Here is a 24,795-nt window from a genome sequence, read left to right on the forward strand (position 1 = left end):
TTACCCCACCAACTAACTAATCTCACTTGGGTGCATCTGATAGCGCAAGGTCCCGAAAGATCCCCTGCTTTGGTCCGTAGACATTATGCGGTATTAGCCACCGTTTCCAGTGGTTGTCCCCCGCTATCAGGCAGCTCCCCAAGCATTACTCACCCGTCCGCCGCTCGTCAGCAGAGAAGCAAGCTTCTCTCTGTTACCGCTCGACTTGCATGTGTTAGGCCTGCCGCCAGCGTTCAATCTGAGCCATGATCAAACTCTTCAATTCAAATCATGCTCATCGAATTCTGTTAATAATTGACAAGTGTTAGTCACTAACAGTCGATGATTAAATCATTTTGCAAATCATCTTCTGTGAGTGCCCACACAGATTGCTTGATAGATTGTTAAAGAACGTTGCTTCATCAGCACTTTGCCGTTGAAGCGGATGCGCATCTTACGCATCAGCGGAAAGCCTGTCAACGATTATTTTCGTTTTTTGCTTTCCGTTTCTGCCGCGATAAACCCGGCTGAAACCCTGATAGAGCAACCGTTGAAGCGGTGTGCCGTGTCAGTGGTGGTGCATTATAGGGATACGGCAGTTTTACGCAAGCGGTTTTTGTGAAAAAAACGATATTTTTACAAGAAAACCATGCGTTTGCTCACAAAGCCAGCAATATGGTGAAAAGTTAGCATATATCACCGTAAATTTGTTGCAAAAACCACCATCTCGCACTTATCTACCACTATATTGATTATTGCCAAAATTTCTCTGAGTAAGTTTTTCAAACCATCTCACTATTTGGCGAATCTGTTAACTGAGCAGGCAAGAATCTTTAAACTGCTTTGAGTGTTTAAACAACTTACAAAACTAAAAACACGATTACAGTTCACGAAACTTCTGCGCAAAATCGGCAACCTTATCCCAGTCTGTAAATTCAATATCCTGACTCGTATCGGTACTGCCCCCAGTGATCTTCATAATGAATTGGATCAGTCGGGTTTGCCACCAGTTATATCGCGAATAGCGCAGAGCGCCTGCGAACATAGCTTTGCATTGAGGCTGCCATTGATGACGCTGCATAAATTTACGCATATAAACGTTCACTTGCGGGTCATCTTTACCCGGCTTGCGAGCCGTCAAGCACACGCCAAAAAAAGCATTAGGGCGAGAACCGAGCGCATCAACAAAGTGCTCAACATATTGATGAACAACCGGGCGAAACTTACCGTAGCGGATCGATGCGCCAATTAATACTTTTGAGAAATCTTTTGGATCAGGCCATTGATCGGTTTGTGACAGATCGCGCAACTCGACGGCTTCAGTTTGCTCTTTAGCAATATGCTGAGCAATTTTGCGAGCTTGACCATCACAGCTTGAATAGCCTATTAAAATAGTCATTTCTATCCTTTATCTTGTAGCGGCATCTGAAATTCGACTTGACCACGACAGGCATTAGTGAGCGCATCCATGAATTGCTGACGATGCTGCGCAGGTAACTCAACGGTAACACAAACGCTTTCGTTATAATCAATCGTTTGCTGAATCACATTGAAACGAGTAAAAAGCTGATTGGCCTCGCCTAAAGCATCAAACCCAAATTCCATCGATAAAGTGGTTTTGGCGATATAGGGATGAGTCTCTACTATAGCTAATGCCTGGGCCACACTACTGCCGTAAGCCCGCACGAGACCACCTGTTCCAAGTTTAATTCCGCCAAAATAGCGGATAACCACTGCTAGCACATACCCTAAACCACTGCCTTGTAATTGCGCAAGAATCGGCTTGCCGGCAGTTCCATTAGGTTCACCATCATCACTAAAGCCCAATACTTGAGTATCATCTGGAGCACCCGCGATAAAAGCCCAACAATGGTGACGAGCGTCAGGATATTGCTGACGCAGCTGTTCAATTTGAGAAAAGGCATGTTCTCGGTCAGTCACTGGTAATAAATGGGTGATAAACCGACTTTTCTTGATAAGTTGAGAAGATTCGACCTCAGCAACAGGCACATTAAACGGACTGCTCATGATACACTTCTATATTAAAACAAGCCAAAAAGAGCGGCTTACGCGGTGATCCGCTCTATGCCATCACTGGTCACTATGCCTGTATCAGTCATAGTAATGCCGCCGTAATGCTGCAACATATCGATTTGTGACCAATTGATCAAATCAACCCACGATGATTTTTTCAAAAATTCCAGTCGATTTGGATTCACAAAAATACCTATATTAAAAGCAATGACCTGCCTTGCATCAAGGGTACGGATATCTTTTTCACCCATTTGTGCCATTATATCGCTTCCCGTTGGGTCACTAAGCTGGGCACCCGGCTCATTAATACTGAGTCCGACAAATTCACAAACCGGTTGTGGACAGAGGATATCCAGCAAACCACTGTGCAAGCACTGCTGAATACTCCCTTGAACCAGTTCCCAGTGAACCAGCCACTTAGCTAAATGATGTCGATAACGGCGGCTGATATCACTCAGGGGACGACCTTGATGCAACTCCTCAGTCAACCCCAGTAACAATTGTTCTAAAGATGCGACCAACTGCTGATAGTAATCACGGCGAAAACCAAAACAGCGGCCAATTTTAACGCGATAGCCACGAAACTCAGCGGTGGCATTAAACCATAACGAATAGCTATCCTTTTCTGGTAGCAACTGAGCGCTCATACGCATAGGTGAAAGCTGACCGATCTGTTCGTTAAAAGCCACCTGTACGGGATCGTTTAGGTATGCGCAGCCAATGGCTTTTAAATATCCCAAGTAAATATCTAACCCACTCGCGCCTTGATAAAAACGATCATGGACTTGTTGTAGCCCGCGCTGGGCAAGCGTACCCGCCTGACGCAGACAAAATAACTCATAGTCCGTTTTAGTCGCGCGGTGGTACTGAAAATAGTGAATCGCTAATTCTGGATTGATCAGCTCAAACCCCAGCGCCTTAGCAATATCCGGATGCGGTCCCAAATAAATACTATGGCGCAAAGGGTGCGGAAGATAACGTTCTATCTCGTGAGCAGAGCGCAGCAATGTCACCTGAAAAAGAGGCCACCAGCTGCTCTGTTGCCAGGCCGGATTGAAATGCTCCTGAAGTAAAAACAGCTGAGCAGGCGCATCACCTGAGGTAATAATCCAAGCGTGCTCGCTTTCACCGATTGCCAACCATTGACGAAACAACGCACTCGGGACAAACGGCAATGACTGTTCGGCAAAAATCTGATGCAAAGCATGGCCAGCATGAATCACTAAAAACTGCTCTTGCATCGCCTGTAAAAGCGCTCGGCTACGCTGACATAGTTGCTCAATGTGGCTGTGATATAAAACCGCGTCATTGGATCTATCCATCATCGCTCTCCGTTAGTCACCGATGCTTTGGCTTGAGCATCTCTTTATAAATATAGATAAATCCATCGCAATTATGGTAGGTGAATCAAACAAACTGAATAATTGACGGCAGTTCAAGATTTGGCGTTCACAAACTCAACAAATCAACCGGGCATGATACAATCACCAAGACTGGACAGGGCAATTAATGAATGAAGGACTATGACTAGAAAAAAGCAGATTTTAGTTGTCGATGATGATCAAGAGATCCTCAATCTCTTGGAACAGTATCTAAGCAAATCAGGTTTTGTAGTGATTACCGCAGCCGAAGGTGAACAGATGCTGAAGTTGCTGGCAGGCCAGGAACCCGATCTGATTATTTTAGATATTATGTTGCCTGGGGATGATGGGTTTACGTTATGTCGCAAAATCCGTCAAGATTCAACTGTCCCTATCATTATGCTCACAGCCAACTCAGATGAAATGGATAAAGTCGTTGGTTTAGAGCTCGGGGCCGACGATTACATTGCGAAACCTTTTAGCCCACGGGAACTTCTAGCACGTATTAAAGCCCTGCTGCGACGTTCAGAGGTCACTCATCAGGCGCAGCAGCCGGCCCGCTTTATTCGCTTTAATCAGTGGCGTCTAGATACTCAGACACAAAGCTTGCTGGATAATAATGGCAAACCTCTGGAGCTTTCGGGAGGGGATTACCGCTTATTACAGCTCTTTTTGCAACATCCGAATGAAATTCTAAATCGCGATATGATCAGTGATGCGACTCGAGGCCGCGAAATATTACCTTTAGAACGCGGTATAGATGTACAGATTAGTCGGTTGCGCCAACGGCTTGGAGATAACAGTAAAAGTAAGCGGATCATTAAAACCATCCGCGGCAGCGGCTATACCTTAGTGGCTCAGGTTAGCTATGAATATTAGACAGTGGCGTCAACGACTCACCCCAACATCACTCCTGTCACGCATGCTAATTCTGTTGTTATTGGGGATCGCTCTGGCTCAAGGGATCAGTAACCTATTCTGGTCCTATCGGTTTGAACAGACCGAAAATGAAGGATTAATAGCCACATCAAAAAACCTAGCAATGAATTTGTCTTCAACCGTTCGGTTTTTTGAATCATTGCCGCTACGTTATCGCCATATTGTACTTAACCAGCTGCGCAATATGGGGGGAACCCGTTTTTTTGTCTCGCTGAACCGCGAAAAAATCAATATTGAGTCCATTCCCCCGAGCTCGCGTAAACAGCTAGTCGTCAACGAAGTCAATGATATTTTGCATCAACAGTTGGGTCATCTCGATAAAATCGTCACTAATTTTTCAGCAGCCAGTACCTTAAAAGTGCTCAATAACCATACTTTGATGACCGATCTTCCCCGCTCTTGGGCCCATTACACGCTAACCATGGAACCCCTCAATCCGCCTATTTTAGTCACACAGATTGAACTCAAACCACACGAATGGATCTATCTAGCGGCACTGCTTCCCGCACCGTATATGATGCTGGATGAACCCAGCATTCCACCACGGCAGCTCCTCAATTTAGTGCTCACTACTTCGTTTTTATGCATTTTTACCTTTGTTTTAGTTCGTCGCCAGACTCGCCCGTTGAACCGACTCGCCAGTGCAGCATCACAGCTAGCCCTTAATCTCTATCAGCCACCACTTAAAGAAGAAGGTAGCATTGAGCTAGTGCGAGCAACCCGCGCATTCAACACCATGCAAGAGAAACTCAAGCGCTACATTGATGACCGTGAACAGTTGTTTCGCTCTATCTCTCATGATTTAAAAACACCCATTACCCGATTGCGTCTGCGGACCGAGTTACTCGAGGATGAAAAACTCATCGCAACATTTAATCGCGATCTTGATGAATTAGAGATTATGGCCAAAGGGGCTCTGCAAACGGTTAAAGACACCGATATTCATGAAAATCTACAGGATATCGATATTCATGCACTGTTAAAAATCATCTGTGAGAGTTACGCCGATAACATTGAGTTTCAAGGCGCGCCAATGCGCCGTTACCGAGGTAAGCCGCTGGCGATCAAACGTTGTATTGGCAATATTGTCGATAACGCGATCAAGTATGGCCAACATTTAACTGTCGTGATTGAAGACAGCGAGCCATTACTTCGTTTAAATTTTATTGATCAGGGGCCTGGCATACCGACCAATTTACATAAAGATATATTTTCTCCCTACGTCCGGCTGGATAAAACCACCAGTGGTAACGGACTTGGGCTAGGCATCGCTCGCAATATCGCCCATGCTCACGGTGGTGAAATTACTTTAGAAAACCTCCCAACACGAGGCCTTAAAGTGATCTTAGAACTTCCACATATTCGCTAACAAGAGGAAAACCAATGTGATTGCCCACTTAAAAGAATTTGTTATTGCATGCGTGCTCAGTGCCTTCTGGTCGACCAGCGCGCTAGGCCAGCCTTCACAATCTGTGGAAGTACTACACTGGTGGACATCAGGCAGTGAAGCCAAAGCAGTGCAAGTCATTAAGCAGATGATGGAAGCTCAAGGTGTGCATTGGCAGGACTTTGCCGTCCCTGGCGGCGCGGGAGAAAACGCCATGACGGTACTCAAATCACGGGCTATCTCAGGCAATCCTCCGGCAGCAGCACAAATTAAAGGGCCGGCATTACAAGAATGGGCTTCGCTAGGATTTTTAACCAATCTGGATGGTGTAGCAAAAGCGCAACATTGGGATAAACTGATCCCACCGCTGATTAATCAAGACATGAAATATCACGGCCACTATGTAGCTGTTCCCGTGAATATCCACCGCATCAACTGGCTGTGGATCAATAGTGCAATCTTTGCCAAAGCACATGCCAAAATTCCCAAAACCTGGAAACAATTTTTTGCCACTGCAGAAAAAATCAAACGAGCAGGATATCCAGTACTAGCGCAGGGTAACCAAGACTGGCAAACCACCACCGTATTTGAAAGCATTGCGCTGTCGCAACTCGGAGCGAAAGGTTATCGACAAGCCTTTATTGAGCATATTCCAAAAGTGCTCACTAGCCCTGCGATGGTGCGCTCTTTTGCAATTCTACAAAAAATGCACCCCTACATTGTCCATCCCAATAATCATCAAAGCTGGAATCAGGCCACCGCTGAAGTCATTCATAATCAGGCAGCGATGCAAATTATCGGCGATTGGGCCAACGGCGAGTTTTTACTAGCCCATAAAAAAGTAGGCAAAGATATTCGCTGTGTTCCCGTCCCAGGAACTGCTCACGAATTTATCTACTCAGTAGATAGCTTCGCGATGTTTCAGTTAACGGAACCCAATGATATTAAAGCACAGCAATTATTAGCACACACCATCATGAGCCCACAATTGCAGACCCGTTTTAATCAAATAAAAGGCTCCATTCCAGTTCGCAGTGATATTAAACTGACCGGATTTGATAGCTGTGCTCTTAAAAGCGAAAAAGCATTTAAACAGAGTCTGAAAGACCATACTGCAGTTCCCAGCATCGCCCATGGCATGGCAACAACGAACTATGTTCAAGGTGCGATTTTAGATGTGGTCACCAATTTTTTTAACACGCCGAATGCTTCTCCCAAAAAGGCCAGTGAAAAATTAATGCGAGCAATCTTAGCGGCTAGTTAAAAGAGCGGGCGATTTCTAGTAGAATAGTGGCGCACCGATGGTCAATTCATTGTCAATGAACGCCAAATCGGTACAATGCCTTTTTGCTATATATAACAAATTTGATAACGAACATGACCACATCAACAAATGATGCCACAAAATTACTCGACGCACGCGGTCTTCGATGCCCTGAGCCAGTGATGATGGTGCGTAAGACGATTCGTTCATTGAACGATGGACAGCGACTAAAAGTGCTCGCTGATGACCCGTCGACCACTCGTGACATTCCTAGTTTTTGTCGGTTTATGGACCATACGCTGTTGGCCAGTCAAACAGAATACCAGCCCTACGAATACCTGATCCAAAAAGGGCTTAATTAAAGCCGCTGTTGGCTAAAATTATGGTTTTCCGTAGTCACTGTATCGACCCCGCCATCAGCTGTGTATACTTGGCTAGTTTCAAAGCAGCTTGAACTTCTAACATCGCGCGATTAATCGACATGCAAAAATATGATATCAAAACATTTCAGGGATTGATTCTGGCGCTCCAGGATTACTGGGCTCGCCAAGGCTGTGTCATCGTTCAGCCCTTAGATATGGAAGTCGGAGCAGGGACCTTCCATCCGCAAACATTTTTACGCTCAATTGGCCCTGAACCCATGAGCAGTGCATACATTCAACCCTGCCGTCGTCCAACCGATGGGCGCTATGGAGAAAATCCAAACCGATTACAACACTATTACCAGTTCCAGGTTGCCTTAAAACCATCACCAGATAATATTCAGGAACTGTATCTTGGCTCCTTGGTGGAATTAGGAATTAACCCAGAAGTCCACGATATCCGGTTTGTTGAGGACAACTGGGAATCACCCACATTGGGGGCTTGGGGATTAGGCTGGGAAATCTGGCTCAACGGGATGGAAGTCACCCAATTTACCTATTTTCAACAAGTCGGTGGCTTAGAATGCTCGCCAGTTACAGGTGAAATCACCTATGGTCTTGAACGCTTGGCCATGTACATCCAGGAAGTTGATAGTATTTATGACTTGGTATGGACTGATGGCCCAATGGGTAAAGTTACCTACGGGGATGTATTCCATCAAAACGAAGTTGAACAATCAGCTTACAACTTTGAACATGCAGATGTGAATGCATTATTTCGCCAATTTGATCAGTGCGAAAAAGATAGTCAGAGCCTCATTGAAGCAAACTTGCCACTGCCTGCCTACGAACAAGTGATGAAAGCATCGCACGCATTTAACCTATTGGATGCCCGCCATGCCATTTCGGTCACCGAACGCCAGCGATATATTTTGCGGATCCGTACTCTGGCCAAAGCTGTTGCACAAAGCTTTTATGCCGCACGCGAAGCGCTAGGCTTTCCACTGTGTAAAGAACAAGGTTAAGAGGCAGTTATGAGTACCAATAGTTTATTAGTTGAAATCGGCACAGAAGAACTGCCTCCTAAAGCATTACGGCAGTTAGCACAGGCATTTGCCGACAATGTGCAAAAAGCACTAAGTGAAGCTGACCTAGCATTCGGTCAGATCAAGTGGTATGGCGCCCCGCGACGGTTAGCAATCGTGATCAATGAGCTGACCGAGCAAGCTCCGGATAAAACTGTTGAAAAACGCGGCCCTGCTATCAAATCAGCATTTGATAGCGAAGGCAATCCAACGAAAGCAGCTCTGGGTTGGGCTCGCTCGAACGGGATCGACGTTGCCGATGCAGAACGGTTGAAAACCGATAAAGGTGAATGGCTGTTGTATCATGCTGAAGTCAAAGGCGAACATATTAACCAGTTGCTCCCAAATCTGGTGAATGAGGCCTTGGCTAAACTGCCAATCCCCAAACCCATGCGTTGGGGAGCCCGGAGCACTCAGTTTATTCGCCCAGTTCACACCGTTACAATGCTCTATGGTGATAAGCTGATCCAAGGTGAAGTATTAGGCATTGAGTCAGCCCGCACCATTCGTGGCCATCGATTCATGGGGGAAGCAGAATTTCAGCTCACTCACGCGGATGAATATGTTCAGATGCTTGATTTACGGGGTAAGGTGATCGTCGATTACGAACGACGCAAAGCAATTATCCGTGAACAGATTGAAGCTGAAGCAGCCCGTGAAAATGGCATTGCCGATATTGATGAAGACTTGCTAGAGGAAGTCACTTCATTGGTTGAATGGCCGGTTGCGATGGTGGGAAGCTTTGAGGAAAAATACCTTGATGTTCCAGCTGAAGCACTCATTTACACGATGAAAGATAACCAGAAATACTTCCCTATTCTGGACCCAAATGGCAAACTGCTGCCTCGGTTTATCTTCATTGCTAATATCGTCAGTAAAGATCCGATTCAGGTTATTCGCGGTAACGAAAAAGTCGTCCGCCCTCGTCTGGCCGATGCCGAATTTTTCTATCACACCGACCGTAAGCTCAAACTTGAAGATCGCTTAGAATCATTGGGTAATGTCGTCTTTCAGCAAAAACTGGGAACGCTACTTGATAAATCGCAGCGCATTGCATCATTGGCTGAAACGATAGCCAAACAGATCGATGCCAACGCTGAGCAAGCTAAACGTGCGGCTTTGTTGTGTAAAACCGACCTGATGAGTGAAATGGTCATGGAATTTACCGACATTCAAGGCACCATGGGCATGTATTACGCTCATCACGATGGTGAACCTGACACAGTCGCTCAGGCGATTGGTGAGCACTATCAGCCCCGTTTTTCTGGCGATACATTACCACAAAGTAAAGAAGGTGCTGCCGTTGCGATTGCCGACAAAATTGACACTCTAGCGGGTATTTTCGCCATTAAAATGCCTCCTAAAGGGGATAAAGACCCATTTGCACTGCGCCGTGCAGCACTAGGGGTTATTCGCATTATCACCGAACAGAATTATCCCCTGGATTTAGTCGAACTCTTTAATGACGCCCTTCGTAACCAACCGGTTCATTTAAGCGATCAAGAACAAGCCCAAGTCGTAGAACAGCTCATGGAATTTATTTATGCTCGTCTACGCGCGTTCTATCAAGAACAAGGGGTTGATATCAGTGTCATCCAAGCAGTGTTAGCTCGCCATCCAAGTGCACCGACTGACATTGCCAATCGGTTAAACGCAGTAAGTCATTTCCGTTCCCTGGAACCGGCACAAGCACTGGCAAGTGCCAACAAACGGGTAGCAAATATTTTAACTAAAAATGAGGCACAAATTGCCCCAGCTTTAGATGAAAGCCTGTTTGTCGACAGCGAAGAACGTCAACTTGCCGAGCATATTAATGAGCTAAGTCAGCAACTAGCCCCATTATTTGAACAAGGCAACTACACGCAAGCGCTAACAGAGCTTGCAAGTCTGAGAGAACCCGTTGATGAATTCTTTGTCAAAGTAATGGTGATGGCCGATGATCCAAAATTGGCAGCCAACCGTCTTGCATTGCTGGCGAAACTCCGGGAATTATTCCTGAAAGTGGCTGACATTTCGCTAATTCAGAACTAACTTCTTACCGCTCGCTCAATGCGATGACAAAACAAAGGATGCCATTTGGCATCCTTTTTAATTTTTTTATCAAAAAAATCACGATTCAGGCTTTTCCAGCTAGCCTAACAGGATTATATGCTATAATAATGATCCCTTTGGAGAGCTTATCTAGGTTTATAGCTATTGCTAACAAATTAAATTTTGTGAATATTATTCGATAAAATCAACAGCTAACAGCTAAATTAACCTTTAAAGCCATGAGATCTCAATTGAGCATACATTGTCAAAACAGTAGGAGGAAATTTAAACCAGTGCCCCCTGAAGCTATCTGTCGATTAAGGAGTTGAATAGCGATGAGTTATTCTGTTTGGCATCATCGAACGCAAGCTGGTGAACAATCGCTGCAACAAGATCAGCCTGGAATTGCGTTAGTTCACTATCTGGCAGCTCTGGAACAGGCGCGTTATTGGATGGAAGGGATGACTGAGCAAACCCCCGAAGCTAAACGCGCAGAGATGATAACGATTTATCTTCGCTCATGCCTGAACCTCTTTCGTTTCTGGTATATTCAGTCATCCGAAGAAGAACAACTGCGTTATCTTCAGTTAGCGCTTAATTACTCGTGCTACTTTGATGAGCTTTCCTTGCAATCTCAGATCACACTAAACAATGTGTTACAAACACTACGCCAATCGCTCGAGCAATTTATTAGAGAGCAAAAAGATCAAGCAATAGAGTCACTCAAACAATCGCTAAAGCAGTTAGAAGACGATATTGAGCAAACAACAGATCAAATAAATGTCAGAGGCTAATATCCCTTCCTAGTCAGTGCCACACGATAGCTTGGGTAGATTCGTCAGTCGCATAGATATGATCCACCCATAATTGGCAATTGTCAGTAAAATGTTGATACGCTGTCCTACCCTGAAAAGACCGGGCTTGATTGAGGATAACCCCCCAGCGGAACTCATCAGACTCATTTTCTGGCAAACATTGATGATGCCTTGCCAACAATTGAACGCCTGTCACAGCAGTTTGCATCGTCTCTGAAATCAGCGTTTTCCGTCTACCAATATGAAGCTGGTCACAGCGCTCTAGCAGTTCAAACTGTAAGCGACTCTGACTCAGCGGATCTAAATCCGACACAGTCAGCACTTCAGCCAACAATCGCCGCTGCCAAACTCGCAAAAAAGTGGCATAGTCTGGCCCGGTCAAATCAAAAAACAGCATTACATAACCACTTTGCTGTTCCATCAACAGCAGGCATTCCTGTTGAGCGATGGTGAACTGATGACCAGACCATTCCCAGCGAAAAGAGTCATACGAGTCCACATCACTATGTGTCAAAGCCGGGTGAACCGTAGTCGATAATTGTAACTGGATCATGTGTCAAAACTCTGTCATTGCAACAATAATCAGAATTTTGCAAAAGCAGTGCCAAGAACTCAAAAATCGCCCTCTGGCGAAGGAAATCAGAAGTAAAACTTGCTTTAAGAAAGCTGACGAGGAGTTGATTTACCACTAACTGGACGATTAACGCTCACACGCTTCCCTTTTTTCAAACCCGATTCAAAATCAGGCGTCAGCTGTGCCATTGATTTTTTGAGCTGTTCTTTAAAGGTTTTTCTATCCAGATTAGCAAATTGCTGGTCAAGATAATCATCTAAAGAATCGGAATGCTCACCCGCTAAGTTGGGCAATTTTTCTAATGCCCCTTCCAACCAACCGGCCGTAAATGAGGCAACACGCCGATTTTGTTCATGCTGTGATAAACCGTTACCGCTTAAACCTGTTCGAAAAGAACCGATCTGCTGATGCATCTCGCGATAAAGAATATCAAAGGCAAACCCAGCAAACACCGCTTTATCCGCATCACCAACGAACTCAAGCCGCTTGAGCCCTTTATGATCGACCAGCACGGCTTCCACACCAAACCGAGCATTAATTCCACGAATAATCCGCAAAATATTTTGCCCTGGCTGGGCTGGCAACAGTTGCTTCGCTCGGGTGATTCCCATCCGAATAAAATCAATGTCTGCCTGCTCCAGGCCATGCTTGTGCATCAACCGTTCGGCCATGCGAATCGCTTGCGCAGCCTCATGAACATTGGCAGATTGTCCTAACTCCAGACATTTTGCAATTTTCTGCAATGCTTTTTGCCGCAGATCTGACATGACACCTCCAGAGGCTGAATGAATAAGCACTGTCCAAAAAGCACTCAACGTGCGAAACGAGCATCCGGCTACGAATTAGCCATTTTAATATAACTGTGGCGGAGCTTAAACCCCAAAACCGATTGGCACAATAAAAAGAGGCCAGAATTAATCTGGCCTCTTGTGGATTCAGAGATAGTCAGTGACTAAATGTCGTTTTCTTCATCCTTGCGATATTTGGTGAAATATCGGACCACAACGACAAAGAATAATGGCACGAAGAAAATCGCCAAGATCGTGGCACTAATCATCCCACCAATTACCCCCGTCCCAATATCATGGCGGCTAGCAGCCCCAGCGCCTGAACTGATTGCAAGTGGTAATACCCCGAGGATAAAGGCCAATGAGGTCATCAAAATAGGCCGCAGACGCATCCGGCACGCTTCAAGCACCGAATCCAGCAAACTATTGCCCTTGTCGTAAAGCTCTTTGGCAAACTCAACAATCAAAATCGCATTTTTCGCCGACAGACCAATGGTGGTCAACAGCCCGACTTGGAAGTAGACATCGTTATCGAGCCCGCGTAGCGTTGCGGCGACAATTGCACCGAAGACCCCAAGTGGGACCACCAACATGACTGAGAACGGAATACTCCAGCTTTCATATAATGCAGCCAGACACAAGAACACAACCAGCAGCGAAATGGCATACAGTGCAGGCGCCTGTGAACCAGACTGGCGTTCCTGATAGGATAACCCTGTCCATGCTAAGCTGATCCCTTTCGGCAGTTTTTTCGCCATCTCGGTAATCTGCTTCATCGCTTGACCGGAGCTATAGCCTGGTGCGGGTTCACCGACAATCTCGACAGCACTCACACCATTATAACGTTGCAACGCCGGTGAGCCGTACCCCCATTTCCCTGTAGCAAAGGTAGCAAATGAAACCATCTGACCATCTTTATTGCGTACATACCAATGGTCGAGATCACTTGGGTTCATACGATATTTATCGTCCCCTTGTACATAGACTTTTTTCACTCGGTCACCGTGAATAAAGTCATCCGTATAATCCGATGCCCATGCACTTGAAAGGGTCTGATTGATGGCTGAGATCGACACGCCATGTGCCATTGCTTTTGCATAGTTAATCTCTAAATCAAACTCTGGCGCATCACTTAAGCCGTTTGGACGAACCCTCACTAACTCTGGGTTTTGCGCAGCCATACCTAGCATCTGGTTACGTGCTTTCATCAGTGCGGCATGCCCCAAATTACCACGGTCCTGGAGATAGAAGTCAAACCCAGTTGCGGTACCCAGTGCAGGCATCGCTGGAATATTAAAGACAAATGCCCGAGCATCTTTTATTGTCGACAAATACCCCATTGCCCGACCAATGATCGCGTTAATATTGCCGCGCGCATTTTCACGCAAACTCCAGTTTTTCAGTTTAATAAATGCCATCCCAACATTCTGACCACGACCCGCGAAACTAAATCCGGTCACATCCATCACAGAAGAGACAGTGTCCTTTTCTTTAGTCAAAAAGTAATTGGTCAGATCTTTTAAAACTTTATTGGTACGCTGTTTAGATGCACTTGGAGGCAATTGCACCATCGCCAACAAGACGCCTTGGTCTTCTTCAGGAATAAATGAGGTTGGCATCCGTACAAATAAAAATGCCAAGCCAGCAACGATCACAACGTAAACCAGCAAATAACGAAAACGCTGATGAACAACTCGACGAACCCCATTTTTGTATCGTTCAGCAGAGGCATCAAAGAACCGGTTAAACCACCCAAAGAACCCTTTTTTATTCTCATGCTTAGAATCTGGTTTTTTCAAAATGGTGGCACAAAGTGCTGGCGTTAAAATCAATGCCACCAGCACCGATAACGCCATAGCCGATACAATGGTAATGGAGAACTGCCTGTAAATAGCCCCAGTTGACCCACCAAAGAAGGCCATAGGAATAAACACCGCGGATAGAACCAATGCAATCCCGACTAGAGCACTAGTGATCTGCCCCATCGATTTCTTCGTCGCTTCATAGGGGGTTAGCCCCTCATCGACCATAATCCTCTCGACGTTTTCGACCACCACAATCGCATCATCAACCAACAGGCCGATAGCAAGCACCAACCCAAACATCGTTAATGTGTTGATCGAAAAGCCCACCGCATTCATCACCCCAAAGGTCCCTAATAGCACCACAGGAACAGCAATGGTCGGAATCAATGTTGCCCGAATATTCTGCAAGAACAGCAGCATCACAAAGAAGACCAACACAATCGCTTCGATCAATGTATGGACCACTTCATCAATTGATATCTGAATAAATGGCGTGGTATCAAAAGGATAAACTACTTTCATTCCTTCTGGGAAGAATTGCGAAAGCTCTTTGATTTTCGCTTTCACATCTTTCGATGTTTGTAGAGCGTTGGCCCCCGTTGCCAGTTTAATCGCGATCCCGGTAGCAGGTTTGTTGTTATAAAACGAACTGAAGTCGTAATTTTCGCTCCCCAGAGCCACCCGTGCCACATTTTTTAAGTAAACCCGGGAACCATCTTGGTTAACACGCAGCAGGATATTTTCGAACTGCTTAACCGTATTCAATCGCCCACGGCCTTCAATCGTCACAGAGTACTGCTGCCCTTTCACCGCGGGAGCCCCACCAAGACTACCGAAAGAAACCTGAGCATTTTGCGCTTTAATCGCCGCTTCAACATCTGCTGGTGTCATCGAGAACTGACGCAACTTAGTCGGATTCAGCCAAATACGCATAGCATAAGGGCTACCAAACACCTGAATCTGGCCGACTCCGTTAATACGGCTAATTGGATCTTTCACATGAGAGTCGATGTAATCGGACAGATCATTTCTGTTCATACTGCCGTCAGGAGAAAGAAAACCAACAATCATTAAGAAACTGCTAGTCGTTTTCTGAACATCAATCCCACTCTGCTGAACGATGCTTGGCAGTTTCGATTTAACCTGATCCAGTTTGTTCGTTACTTGCATCTGCGCAACATCCGGGTCAGTGCCTGGTTTGAATGTTACGGTAATGGAAACGTGCCCTGAAGAGTCACTGGTCGAGGACATGTACATATAGTTATCCAGTCCTGTCATGTTCTCTTCAATAACCTGCGTTACTGCATTTTCAACAGTCTTAGCCGAAGCACCAGGATAGTTTGCACTAATGTCTACCGCTGGTGGGGCAATCTGAGGATATTGCGCAATCGGAAGATTAAAAATAGATAATGCCCCGGCGAGCATAATCACCAAGGCGATGACCCATGCAAAAATGGGTCGGTCAATAAAAAACTTAGCCATGAATCCGTTGCTCCATCTTACTGATTCTGAGTTTGATCTGAGCTATCTTGATAATTGGCTGTCACATCATTCGGTTGGACTTTACTCCCTTGACGAATGTTTTGTAGCCCAGCAACAACAACTTTATCCCCAACTTTCAGGCCTGAGCTAACTAACCAATCTTGACCAATTGCACGCTCAGTTTTGATGATCTTCGGCTGAATTTGATCATCAGCGTTAACGAGCATCACTTCAGCTTCGCCACGCGGATTATGACTCACGGCTTTTTGTGGAACTAAAATAGCATTTTTACGAGTTCCTTCGTGAAGCACAGCCCGAATAAACATCCCTGGCAACAACAAATGCTGTGGATTACGCGCAATAATGCGCTGATCGACCATCCCAGTCGACGGATCAACTGTCACATCAGAAAATTGCAGTCGCCCAGGGAATTGGTAGGTAGAATTATCATCCAGAATAAAATGGACATTGGCACTATTGTCATCGTTGATATTCAATGACCCATTGGCAATTTCGCGTTTTTGGCGCAAGAGAGCCTCAGTTGACTGTTGAACATCTACATAAACTGGATCTAACTGTTGAATCGTTGCCATAACGCCAGTTTGATTCGCCGTTACCAAAGCACCTTCACTGACATCAGAAACCCCAATACGTCCAGAAATAGGCGCTGTAATTTTAGTTCGTTTTAAATTAATTTGGGCTTCTTCTAAACTCGCTTGAGCAGCTTCAATGGCGGCTTGTTGTTGTTTCCAAGTGGCCTGCGCATCATCATAATCCTGCTCACTAATCGCATTGGTTTTTATCAACTTGGCATAGCGTTTTGCTTTGAGTCCAGCACTGTGTGCATTCGCTTTCGCTTCCGCTAAATTGGCCCGTGCATTATCAACATCGGCCTGGTAGGTCGCAGGATCAATCTGATACAGCAGCTCGCCAGCCTTAACATTACTGCCTTCTGTAAAGTAGCGTTTAAGAATAATACCACTGACCTGCGGACGCACTTGTGCAACACGAAATGCTTTGACTCGCCCAGATAATTCAGTTGTTAATTGAATGGGTTTAGCCGAAATAGTCACCGTATTTACAGGAATCGCCTGCGCAGCCCCTTGATGCGCGCTAGCTTGCTCGGATTTATTATCCCCGCATCCTGTCAGAAATAGACTAGCAGCGAGCGCTAATCCTAAAGAACGAACAATTATAGTTTTGTGCAACATGAATATCTGAGCCCCTGTCATTGCCAACCACAAAATATATGACCAATTATATTGGCATATGAGTCAATCTTGTAGTAATTTACATACATTCGTGAATGTATGTAAATCATTTTTTAAAAAAATTTTTAAAGAGAACAGCTATTATGGCGAGAAGAACAAAAGAAGATGCCCAAAAAACTCGTCAAGTCATTCTTGATACTGCACTAGAACTATTTGGTGAACATGGCATAACTAAAACAAGCCTCACAGACATTGCGACGGCAGCTGGTGTAACTCGAGGTGCAATTTATTGGCATTTCAAAAACAAAAATGAACTTTTCATTAATCTATGGGATGAATTTTGCGAGCCCTTGAGCAATTTGCTCGATGCCAGTATTAACGCAGATGAACCTAATCCCATAAATAAGTTAAGGTCTCTATTTACAACATTGTTTGAAGACATGGCCACGAATCAAGCACAACGCCAACTATTTTTTATATTGTTTAGCTTAGACAACGCCAGTCAAGATATCACTGAAATCTGCCGCCATACTCAATTAAAATACGAAGAATTCTTAACCGATCTTGAAAATTCTGTTAAAAATGCGGTTGCCCAAGGTCAGCTCGCAAAAAGTCTTGATGCTAAAATTACTGCAAATTTGATTGCAACAACGGTTAATGGCTGCAATTTGCGAATAATTCAGGCGCAATCAGCAGCAGATGCGCAAAAAAAAGTACAAACTTGTAAAGATATCATCCACTCACTCTTTAACATGCTCTCGCAGCCAAGCGCTATCCTCTGAAATTATTAATAATGGCCGCCTCTATCAGTCGCAAGACGGCCATTATTATACTACTCGCTTTAATCACTTATTGCATATTCAAATAATGTAAATACATTGGCATCCCTACAGGGACAAGGCTTGATAAAAAATTTACAGCTGCGTTAGAGAACCCCCATCCAAATGAAACAGCTTTGTCTTTCCGCTCGATACAATTCAATTTATCCCTCACTAACTGACTCTAATGATGCCTCATTTTTGTGTTCCGTGGCCATCGCCGAATGGTTGATAAATGAACTCTAAGCCTGAATGTCCGATTAACCTCAATCGCCAAAAGCTTCGATACTGTTGTCACGGAATGCCCTGGTGAGAAAAGCAATATGCCATTCAAGCGGCAGCAATAGTCTCTATCTTTAGTTTTATAGATCTTGGTAGCAAGACGTCGTCGCTCTCAACGGTCAGGTCATGTTTAGAATCATAGGAACTTGGTCGCGATTGTGGATTTGTATGTTTGGCAACAGATCAGGTCACCTAAGCGCTACCAAGTTCCCTTCTTTTTACTACACGCCAATGATCTATATTCAGGAACAGTTATTTAGCATCCATATTCAATGAGGACATGCAAATCAACGCCACCCGATTTAAATTAATTCAAATTAAATTCAATAAAATCAAACCAATCAGATGGACCAAAAGCATAATCAACAATATTGAATATCATCGAAAAGGAACAATAGCAGTAGTTAAATAATTTAATGAAACCCTCCACGAATAACTTGTTTATTTATTAAAAATAAAATTAATGATCAATAAAAACCTAATTCAGACAGAATTAAAAATAGTGAATTAAAATAATTAGTTAACAAATAAAATATATTTTTTATGCCGTAATAATTAAAATTATCGATAAATTTCGCCCCCCATTAAAGACAAATCAATCAATAATCATTTAGTGTGATATGAATCACGCTATTTTTTTAAAAAAATATATAAATATACAAATATGTGACTTACATCACCTTTAATTTTTTATTTTTAATCTTATTTATTTGAAATATATCACAAAAATACATATTGACTTTTTTAAAAAGTGTAATTTATACGATCATTTTAATGTATATATTGTGACTTAAATCACTATATTCATCCGCTTTAACTCATAAATAAAGAGATCAATCACAACATTCTTATAACACCCTACGCCCGTACACAACTCATGCTAAGTTTCCGGTAAATGAAATACAGACCTATTTAAAATTTAAATAACAACAGTAGTCTTTAGACGGAGTTCTATATGCTATCACCAGGAGCAAAAGTCAAAATTCAAAGCTTCGGCCGATTTTTATCGAATATGGTTATGCCTAATATCGGAGCTTTTATTGCGTGGGGTTTTATTACCGCCCTATTTATTAAAACAGGCTGGATTCCAAATGCTTACCTCGCCAAACTTGTAGGCCCCATGGTGACATATATGTTGCCACTGCTATTGGGTTATACCGGGGGGAAACTGATTGGCGGTGAACGAGGAGCAGTTGTCGGAGCCATTGCCACAATGGGGGTTGTCATCGGCACCAACGTTCCTATGTTTTTAGGCGCAATGATTGCAGGCCCTATAGGTGGTTGGTCCATTAAACATTTTGATCGCTTAGTCGAAGGTAAGATCAAAGCTGGCTTTGAAATGCTAGTGAGTAACTTCTCGGCAGGGATCATCGGAATGATCTTAGCCATCTTAGGTTATATGGTCTTTGGTCCCATTGTTGAGCACCTTTCAGCATTACTAGCCGCGGGGGTCAACATCTTAGTCGAACATGATCTATTGCCCCTGACATCGATCTTTGTTGAACCGGCGAAAGTTCTATTCCTGAATAACGCCATCGGGAATGGGATCTTGGTGCCTCTTGGCATTCAGCAAGCGCATTCCTTAGGACAATCAGCATTCTTCCTAATTGAAGCAAACCCAGGTCCTGGTTTCGGTCTGTTACTGGCTTATTCAGTATTTGGTCGCGGCACAGCGAAACAATCAGCTCCAGGGGCTTGTATCATTCAATTCTTAGGTGGGATCCACGAAATTTATTTCCCCTATGTGCTGATGAATCCTCGTCTAATTATCGCCATGATCGCAGGGGGTATGACCGGTGTTTTCACTCTGGTTGCCTTCCATGCTGGTCTAGTCGCACCCGCATCACCAGGTTCGATCATCGCGGTTTTATTAATGACACCACAGCACTCATTTGTTGGGGTTATTTTATCAGTCGTTCTCTCTTGCCTTGTTTCATTTACGATTGCATCTCTGCTGTTAAAAACTCAGCGTCAAACTGAAGAGCAAAGCTTATCTTCTGCTACTGACAAAATGAAAACAATGAAAGCTGAGTCTAAGGGTCAGGATAGCCATAACGAATCCCAAGCGAATGGCTCGGTAGATTATGCAAATGTGCAAAAGATTGTCGTCGCATGTGACGCCGGAATGGGCTCTAGTGCAATGGGAGCCGGATTACTACGCAAAAAAATGAAAAATGCCGGCCTTGATATCAGTGTCACCAATACAGCGATTAACGATCTCCCTAGCGATGTCAATATTGTCATCACACACCGAGACTTAACCAATCGCGCTCGCAAGAGTGCTCCACAAGCCGAGCATCTGTCACTGACTAATTTCTTAGAAGGGACCTTATATGATGATCTGATTGAGAAACTCAAGCAAGCCCAGAGTAGTGATGCCCCAGCAGCACACGCAACTCAATCGCCATCAGAAACTCAGGAAGCAGCTCAGGATATTCCATTTAAGTTGACGTTGGATGATGTGAAATTAGGCCTTAAAGCGAACAGCAAAGAAGAAGCAATTCGGTTTGCCGGTGAGCAGCTCGCTGCGAGAAATTATATTAAATCTGACTACATTGAAGCGATGCTAGAACGTGAATCGATGGTTTCAACCTATCTGGGAGAGTCTATTGCAGTCCCTCACGGCACCATCGAGGCTAAACATCAAGTCCTAAAAACTGGGATTGTGTTCTGCCAGTATCCAGAAGGGATCCAATGGGGAGATGACCCAGATGATGTTGCCCGTTTGGTTATCGCCATTGCCGCGCAGAACGATGAGCATCTTCAGGTGATATCCGCTGTCACCAATGCATTAGATATCAGTGGTGGCATCGATAAATTAGCGACCACTACCGATCCCCAGGAAGTACTAAACATCCTCAACGCCTAAAGCCAATTAAATCTTCGGGGATGAATCACTCATCCCCTTTCAAAGTATTGCAACACAATCTTTCTTTCAAAGAGGAAAAATCATGAAAGCTTTACATTTTGGAGCTGGTAACATTGGTCGTGGCTTTATTGGTAAATTACTGAGTGAATCAGACATTGAAGTCATTTTTGCTGATGTAAATCAGCCACTGCTTGATACCATTAATCAGCGTAGGGAATATCCTGTAAAGGTAGTTGGCACGCACACCAAAACAGATATCGTCACTAATGTCTCGGCTATTAATTCAACCAGTAACGAATTAATTAAGATGATCGAGAATGTTGATCTGATTACCACAGCTGTCGGACCAACCGTTCTTGATATCATTGCCAAACCATTAGCACAAGGCCTCACTCAGCGTCTTGCGAACAACGACCATCCCATCAATATCATCGCCTGCGAAAACATGGTTAAAGGAACCAGCTATCTAAAAGAAGAAATTTTTAAATATCTGTCCGATGAAGCTAAACCTGGCATCGAAAAACAGGTCGGGTTTGTCGATTCGGCCGTAGACCGTATTGTTCCTCCCGCCGAATCAGATGATCCGCTAGAAGTGATAGTGGAAGAGTTTTCAGAGTGGATTGTCGATCAAACTCAGTTCAAAGGCGCTATTCCAGATATTGCTGGAATGGAACTGACGGACAACCTAATTGCCTTTGTCGAACGTAAATTATTTACGTTAAATACTGGCCACGCCGCTACCGCCTATCTGGGGTCCTTAAATGGCTATCAAACGATCCTTGAAGCAATCCACGATGATGTCATCAAAACACATGTCAAACAAACCATGCAGGAAAGCGGTGAAGTCCTAATATTGCGTTATGGTTTTGACCGCAACGCCCATCAAGCATATATTGAGAAAATTCTGAATCGATTTGCTAATCCGTATCTAAACGATAATATAAACCGGGTAGGGCGTCAGCCTCTTCGTAAACTGAGTTTTTCAGACCGGCTGATTAAACCTCTGTTAGGGACCATTGAATACAATGTTGCAAACGATCACCTCATTGAAGTGATTGCATCTGCATTGTTATTTAGAAACAATGATGATCCGCAAGCAGTTGAACTTGAGCAAAGTATTGCCGATCAATGTATAGAAGCTACATTAGTGAAATACACTGGGCTTGATAGTCATAGTAGTGAAGCCAAACGCATTATTCAGGCTTATGAACGATTAAAAGCTAAACAATAATTAAAATGATAGTGGATGCAGTAAATATGGCCGAGTGGATTGATGATTCGGAAATTCTAGAGAAGTTAAATCAAACTCGCTCAGTCAGAGGTTTTATGCTCAAAGCCTTGGAGTTTATCGAACAAAGCATCGCCGACTTGGTCGAAAGAGTTTTTCAAAAAGACGACTATGCGGTCAAATACGCAGTCACACCTCTGCTGAAAAGTTCTGGACCACTGGGCGATGTGAGTGTTCGGCTCAAGCTGATCTTCGGTTTAGGCATCATCTCCAAAGAAGTCTATCAGGACATTGAGTTAATGGCATCGCTGCGCGATCAGTTAAACAATGATCCTCAAGAATATCAGTTTAGCGATGAAGTACTGGTTAACGAGCTAAAAAAACTTCACACACTGAGTGATGTTTCTCGAGCACAGTTAGCTAATATTATTCCTTTGGAAGAGATAGCACCATCTAACCAGACCATTTATCAAGCACAGCAAGAAAAAGTTATCCATTCCATCTGGATTTTAAGTGTTATCACACTTTATCAATCGCTACATCCAAGCAATAGCCTGTTAAAGGACTAATAAAAAGCCTTTACCCTTGCAGGTAAAGGCTTTCTCATCGCATAAATGATGAAGAACTAAATTGAGGCTACCGCAACAGGGCCAATATGAGAGTCGACCGCCATTGCAACACTCAAGGCAGTGATAATAAAAATTGAAGCGAAGAATACTTGCCGAGCCCAAGCCACATCATCATTATTTTTCCGATAGCCTTTAATAGCCATGTGTAACCACCACACACTGGTCGCCACCGCAACGGCTAAATAACCAAATCCGACATAACCGGAAAAGCTCAGCATAACGGCTGCAAAAGCAAAGGCAATAATATAACCGACAATATGGCTTTTAGCATGATGAATCCCGTGGACAACCGGCAGCACTGGAATATTCGCAGCTTCGTAATCTTTGTAGCGAAAAATAGCAATCGCATACGAGTGCGGCATCTGCCACAAGCTAAACATCACCAATAAAATCAAAGCACCAGTATCAAACTGCCCCGCTACGGCACAATACCCCACAACCGGAGGCACCGCGCCCGAAAGGCTACCAACAAGTGTCCCGTAGACTGAGTGACGTTTCATATATAGGCTATAAACGCCGACATAGATGACAAAACCAAATGCGGCAAACGCCACGGCCACCCAGTTGGTCCAGACAGCCAGCGTAACAAATCCAGCAATCCCCAAAACACAAGCATGAGAAAGTGTCTGAGCGACCGAAATCACCCCCGTCACCGTCACCCGGTTTTTGGTTCGCTCCATGCGGCTATCAATATCACGATCAATATAGTTATTGAACGCACAGCCGGATGCCACAATCAGTGATAGACCTATCACCGTTGCAGTAAACAAGGCCAAGTTAAATTGCCCCTGCGCAGCCAGAAAGTAACCCCCAATAGTAGCCACGAGATTACCAAAAATAATCCCAGGCTTAACTACTAGTAAATATCGCTTCAATTTCAACACACTAAAACCTGCTAAAACATCATCAGGTCATTGGCACTGTAGATAATCCACAAAGACAGGCCAACCACCAGCCCGATAATTAGCGCGCTGAATAAAAAAGAAATTGTATTCAAACGGCCAGTTTCGGTCGTGAAATTAAGATGCAAAAAGTATTTTAAATGCACCACTATTTGAACCACAGCAAAGGCAAAGATGGTATAGAGAGTGGCCACCTTAGACATGCTAAGATTCATCACCAAATAAAAAGGAATAACGGTCAGGATCACGGCCAGCACAAAACCAACTAAATAAGATTTGTAGCTACCGTGATCTGCATTGTGTTCGTGATCCATTACAAGGCCCCCATCAGATAAACCACAGTAAAGACACAGATCCAAACAATATCAAGGAAGTGCCAGAACAAGCTTAAACAGCTTAACCGAGTCATTGAACGACCGGTTAGTCCACACCGTCCAACTTCGATCATGGTCGCAATCATCCACAATAGCCCCACGGTTACATGCAAACCATGCATTCCAACCAGTGCAAAGAAGGCAGATAAAAACGCACTCCGCGATGGCCCAAAACCGTCGATGATCAAATGGTGAAATTCATATAGCTCCATACCAATGAACACAGCACCAAGCATAAATGTTACAACCAGCCAAAATAAAACACCGGCAGGTTTTCTGGCATGGGCACTGACCATCGCAAAGCCGTATGTAATACTACTGAGCAACAGCGCAAAGGTTTCGACTAAAACAAATTTTAATTCAAAAATATCTTTGCCCGATGGACCACCATCCACATTCGGATAGAGAACCGCGTAGGTTGCAAAAACTGATGCGAACAACAAACAGTCTGTCATTAGATAGAGCCAGAAACCTAACTTAGCAGTCTGGTCACCATCATGATGTTCTTCATGGGCTTCATGCCCATGAGTATTTATTGATTGTGATGTCATTATTTATCTCTCACCTATCTCACAA

At 44.2% G+C, this 24,795-nt stretch carries 21 protein-coding genes and 1 rRNA gene; 11 read left to right on the forward strand and 11 right to left on the reverse strand.

The window, feature by feature from the left end; genetic code table 11:
• From EV690_RS11325 to EV690_RS11340, 4 genes are all read right to left on the reverse strand, one after another.
• Window positions 1–265: ribosomal RNA gene (locus tag EV690_RS11325) — 16S ribosomal RNA — on the reverse strand; the annotation flags it as partial.
• A gap of 594 nt (window positions 266–859) precedes the next feature.
• A complete protein-coding gene (hemG, locus tag EV690_RS11330; protein ID WP_131913135.1) occupies window positions 860–1,378 on the reverse strand; it encodes a menaquinone-dependent protoporphyrinogen IX dehydrogenase in 519 nt (172 codons plus the stop codon).
• Between the two features lie 2 nt (window positions 1,379–1,380).
• Entirely contained in the window at window positions 1,381–2,007 is a 627-nt protein-coding gene (locus tag EV690_RS11335; RefSeq protein WP_131913136.1) for a YigZ family protein, read from the reverse strand.
• 38 nt (window positions 2,008–2,045) lie between these two features.
• Entirely contained in the window at window positions 2,046–3,338 is a 1,293-nt protein-coding gene (locus EV690_RS11340) for a M24 family metallopeptidase (RefSeq protein ID WP_131913137.1), read from the reverse strand.
• 198 nt (window positions 3,339–3,536) lie between these two features.
• Between EV690_RS11340 and EV690_RS11345 the strand changes: the two genes are divergently transcribed.
• The 7 genes from EV690_RS11345 (at window position 3,537) to EV690_RS11375 (ending at window position 11,236) form a co-directional block, all read left to right on the forward strand.
• Window positions 3,537–4,253 carry a response regulator gene (locus EV690_RS11345; RefSeq protein ID WP_131913138.1) on the forward strand — a complete coding sequence of 239 codons (717 nt, stop codon included), beginning with the start codon at window positions 3,537–3,539 and terminating at the stop codon, window positions 4,251–4,253.
• A complete protein-coding gene (locus tag EV690_RS11350) occupies window positions 4,243–5,682 on the forward strand; it encodes an ATP-binding protein (protein ID WP_131913139.1) in 1,440 nt (479 codons plus the stop codon). The genes EV690_RS11345 and EV690_RS11350 overlap by 11 nt, the downstream gene beginning before the upstream one ends.
• 16 nt (window positions 5,683–5,698) lie before the next feature.
• Window positions 5,699–6,964 carry an ABC transporter substrate-binding protein gene (locus EV690_RS11355; protein WP_224054953.1) on the forward strand — a complete coding sequence of 422 codons (1,266 nt, stop codon included), beginning with the start codon at window positions 5,699–5,701 and terminating at the stop codon, window positions 6,962–6,964.
• 113 nt (window positions 6,965–7,077) lie between these two features.
• A complete protein-coding gene (gene tusA, locus EV690_RS11360) occupies window positions 7,078–7,326 on the forward strand; it encodes a sulfurtransferase TusA (RefSeq protein WP_131913140.1) in 249 nt (82 codons plus the stop codon).
• Between the two features lie 119 nt (window positions 7,327–7,445).
• The gene (glyQ, locus tag EV690_RS11365) at window positions 7,446–8,351 is read left to right on the forward strand and encodes a glycine--tRNA ligase subunit alpha (protein ID WP_131913141.1); all 906 of its coding nucleotides are present in this window, start codon (window positions 7,446–7,448) and stop codon (window positions 8,349–8,351) included.
• 9 nt (window positions 8,352–8,360) lie between these two features.
• Complete coding sequence (gene glyS / locus EV690_RS11370; RefSeq protein ID WP_131913142.1) at window positions 8,361–10,442, forward strand: glycine--tRNA ligase subunit beta; 2,082 nt, start codon at window positions 8,361–8,363, stop codon at window positions 10,440–10,442.
• 335 nt (window positions 10,443–10,777) lie between these two features.
• Window positions 10,778–11,236 (forward strand): DUF2753 family protein, encoded by a 459-nt coding sequence (locus EV690_RS11375; RefSeq protein ID WP_131913143.1) that lies wholly within the window; start codon window positions 10,778–10,780, stop codon window positions 11,234–11,236.
• A gap of 13 nt (window positions 11,237–11,249) precedes the next feature.
• On the opposite strand, the gene EV690_RS11380 is transcribed toward EV690_RS11375, so the two are convergent.
• The 4 genes from EV690_RS11380 to EV690_RS11395 form a co-directional block, all read right to left on the reverse strand.
• On the reverse strand, window positions 11,250–11,810 hold the full coding sequence (locus EV690_RS11380) for a DUF6933 domain-containing protein (RefSeq protein ID WP_131913144.1): 561 nt from the start codon (window positions 11,808–11,810) through the stop codon (window positions 11,250–11,252).
• A 104-nt stretch (window positions 11,811–11,914) separates the two neighbouring features.
• A complete protein-coding gene (locus EV690_RS11385; RefSeq protein ID WP_131913145.1) occupies window positions 11,915–12,598 on the reverse strand; it encodes a DUF2786 domain-containing protein in 684 nt (227 codons plus the stop codon).
• A 185-nt stretch (window positions 12,599–12,783) separates the two neighbouring features.
• Window positions 12,784–15,906 carry an efflux RND transporter permease subunit gene (locus EV690_RS11390; protein ID WP_131913146.1) on the reverse strand — a complete coding sequence of 1,041 codons (3,123 nt, stop codon included), beginning with the start codon at window positions 15,904–15,906 and terminating at the stop codon, window positions 12,784–12,786.
• Window positions 15,907–15,923: 17 nt separating this feature from the next.
• Window positions 15,924–17,114 carry an efflux RND transporter periplasmic adaptor subunit gene (locus EV690_RS11395; protein ID WP_317986202.1) on the reverse strand — a complete coding sequence of 397 codons (1,191 nt, stop codon included), beginning with the start codon at window positions 17,112–17,114 and terminating at the stop codon, window positions 15,924–15,926.
• 98 nt (window positions 17,115–17,212) lie between these two features.
• Here EV690_RS11395 and EV690_RS18625 point away from each other — a divergent pair, with 98 nt between their 5' ends.
• The 4 genes from EV690_RS18625 to EV690_RS11415 all read left to right on the forward strand — a co-directional run bounded on the left by EV690_RS18625 (window position 17,213) and on the right by EV690_RS11415 (window position 22,883).
• Window positions 17,213–17,899 (forward strand): TetR family transcriptional regulator, encoded by a 687-nt coding sequence (locus EV690_RS18625; RefSeq protein ID WP_165872742.1) that lies wholly within the window; start codon window positions 17,213–17,215, stop codon window positions 17,897–17,899.
• Between the two features lie 1,273 nt (window positions 17,900–19,172).
• Complete coding sequence (locus EV690_RS11405) at window positions 19,173–21,086, forward strand: PTS mannitol transporter subunit IICBA (protein WP_131913148.1); 1,914 nt, start codon at window positions 19,173–19,175, stop codon at window positions 21,084–21,086.
• Window positions 21,087–21,168: 82 nt separating this feature from the next.
• Complete coding sequence (locus EV690_RS11410) at window positions 21,169–22,317, forward strand: mannitol-1-phosphate 5-dehydrogenase (protein WP_131913149.1); 1,149 nt, start codon at window positions 21,169–21,171, stop codon at window positions 22,315–22,317.
• Between the two features lie 26 nt (window positions 22,318–22,343).
• Entirely contained in the window at window positions 22,344–22,883 is a 540-nt protein-coding gene (locus EV690_RS11415; RefSeq protein WP_165872743.1) for an MltR family transcriptional regulator, read from the forward strand.
• A 56-nt stretch (window positions 22,884–22,939) separates the two neighbouring features.
• On the opposite strand, the gene cyoE is transcribed toward EV690_RS11415, so the two are convergent.
• The 3 genes from cyoE to cyoC are packed head-to-tail and all read right to left on the reverse strand — an operon-like array spanning window position 22,940 to window position 24,770.
• The gene (gene cyoE, locus EV690_RS11420; protein ID WP_131913503.1) at window positions 22,940–23,824 is read right to left on the reverse strand and encodes a heme o synthase; all 885 of its coding nucleotides are present in this window, start codon (window positions 23,822–23,824) and stop codon (window positions 22,940–22,942) included.
• A gap of 14 nt (window positions 23,825–23,838) precedes the next feature.
• A complete protein-coding gene (gene cyoD, locus EV690_RS11425) occupies window positions 23,839–24,159 on the reverse strand; it encodes a cytochrome o ubiquinol oxidase subunit IV (protein WP_131913151.1) in 321 nt (106 codons plus the stop codon).
• Window positions 24,159–24,770 (reverse strand): cytochrome o ubiquinol oxidase subunit III, encoded by a 612-nt coding sequence (cyoC, locus tag EV690_RS11430; protein WP_131913152.1) that lies wholly within the window; start codon window positions 24,768–24,770, stop codon window positions 24,159–24,161. The genes cyoD and cyoC overlap by 1 nt, the downstream gene beginning before the upstream one ends.
• Between the last annotated feature and the right edge of the window lie 25 nt (window positions 24,771–24,795).

Source organism: Celerinatantimonas diazotrophica (assembly GCF_004339545.1).
GTDB classification, from domain to species: Bacteria; Pseudomonadota; Gammaproteobacteria; order Enterobacterales; family Celerinatantimonadaceae; genus Celerinatantimonas; species Celerinatantimonas diazotrophica.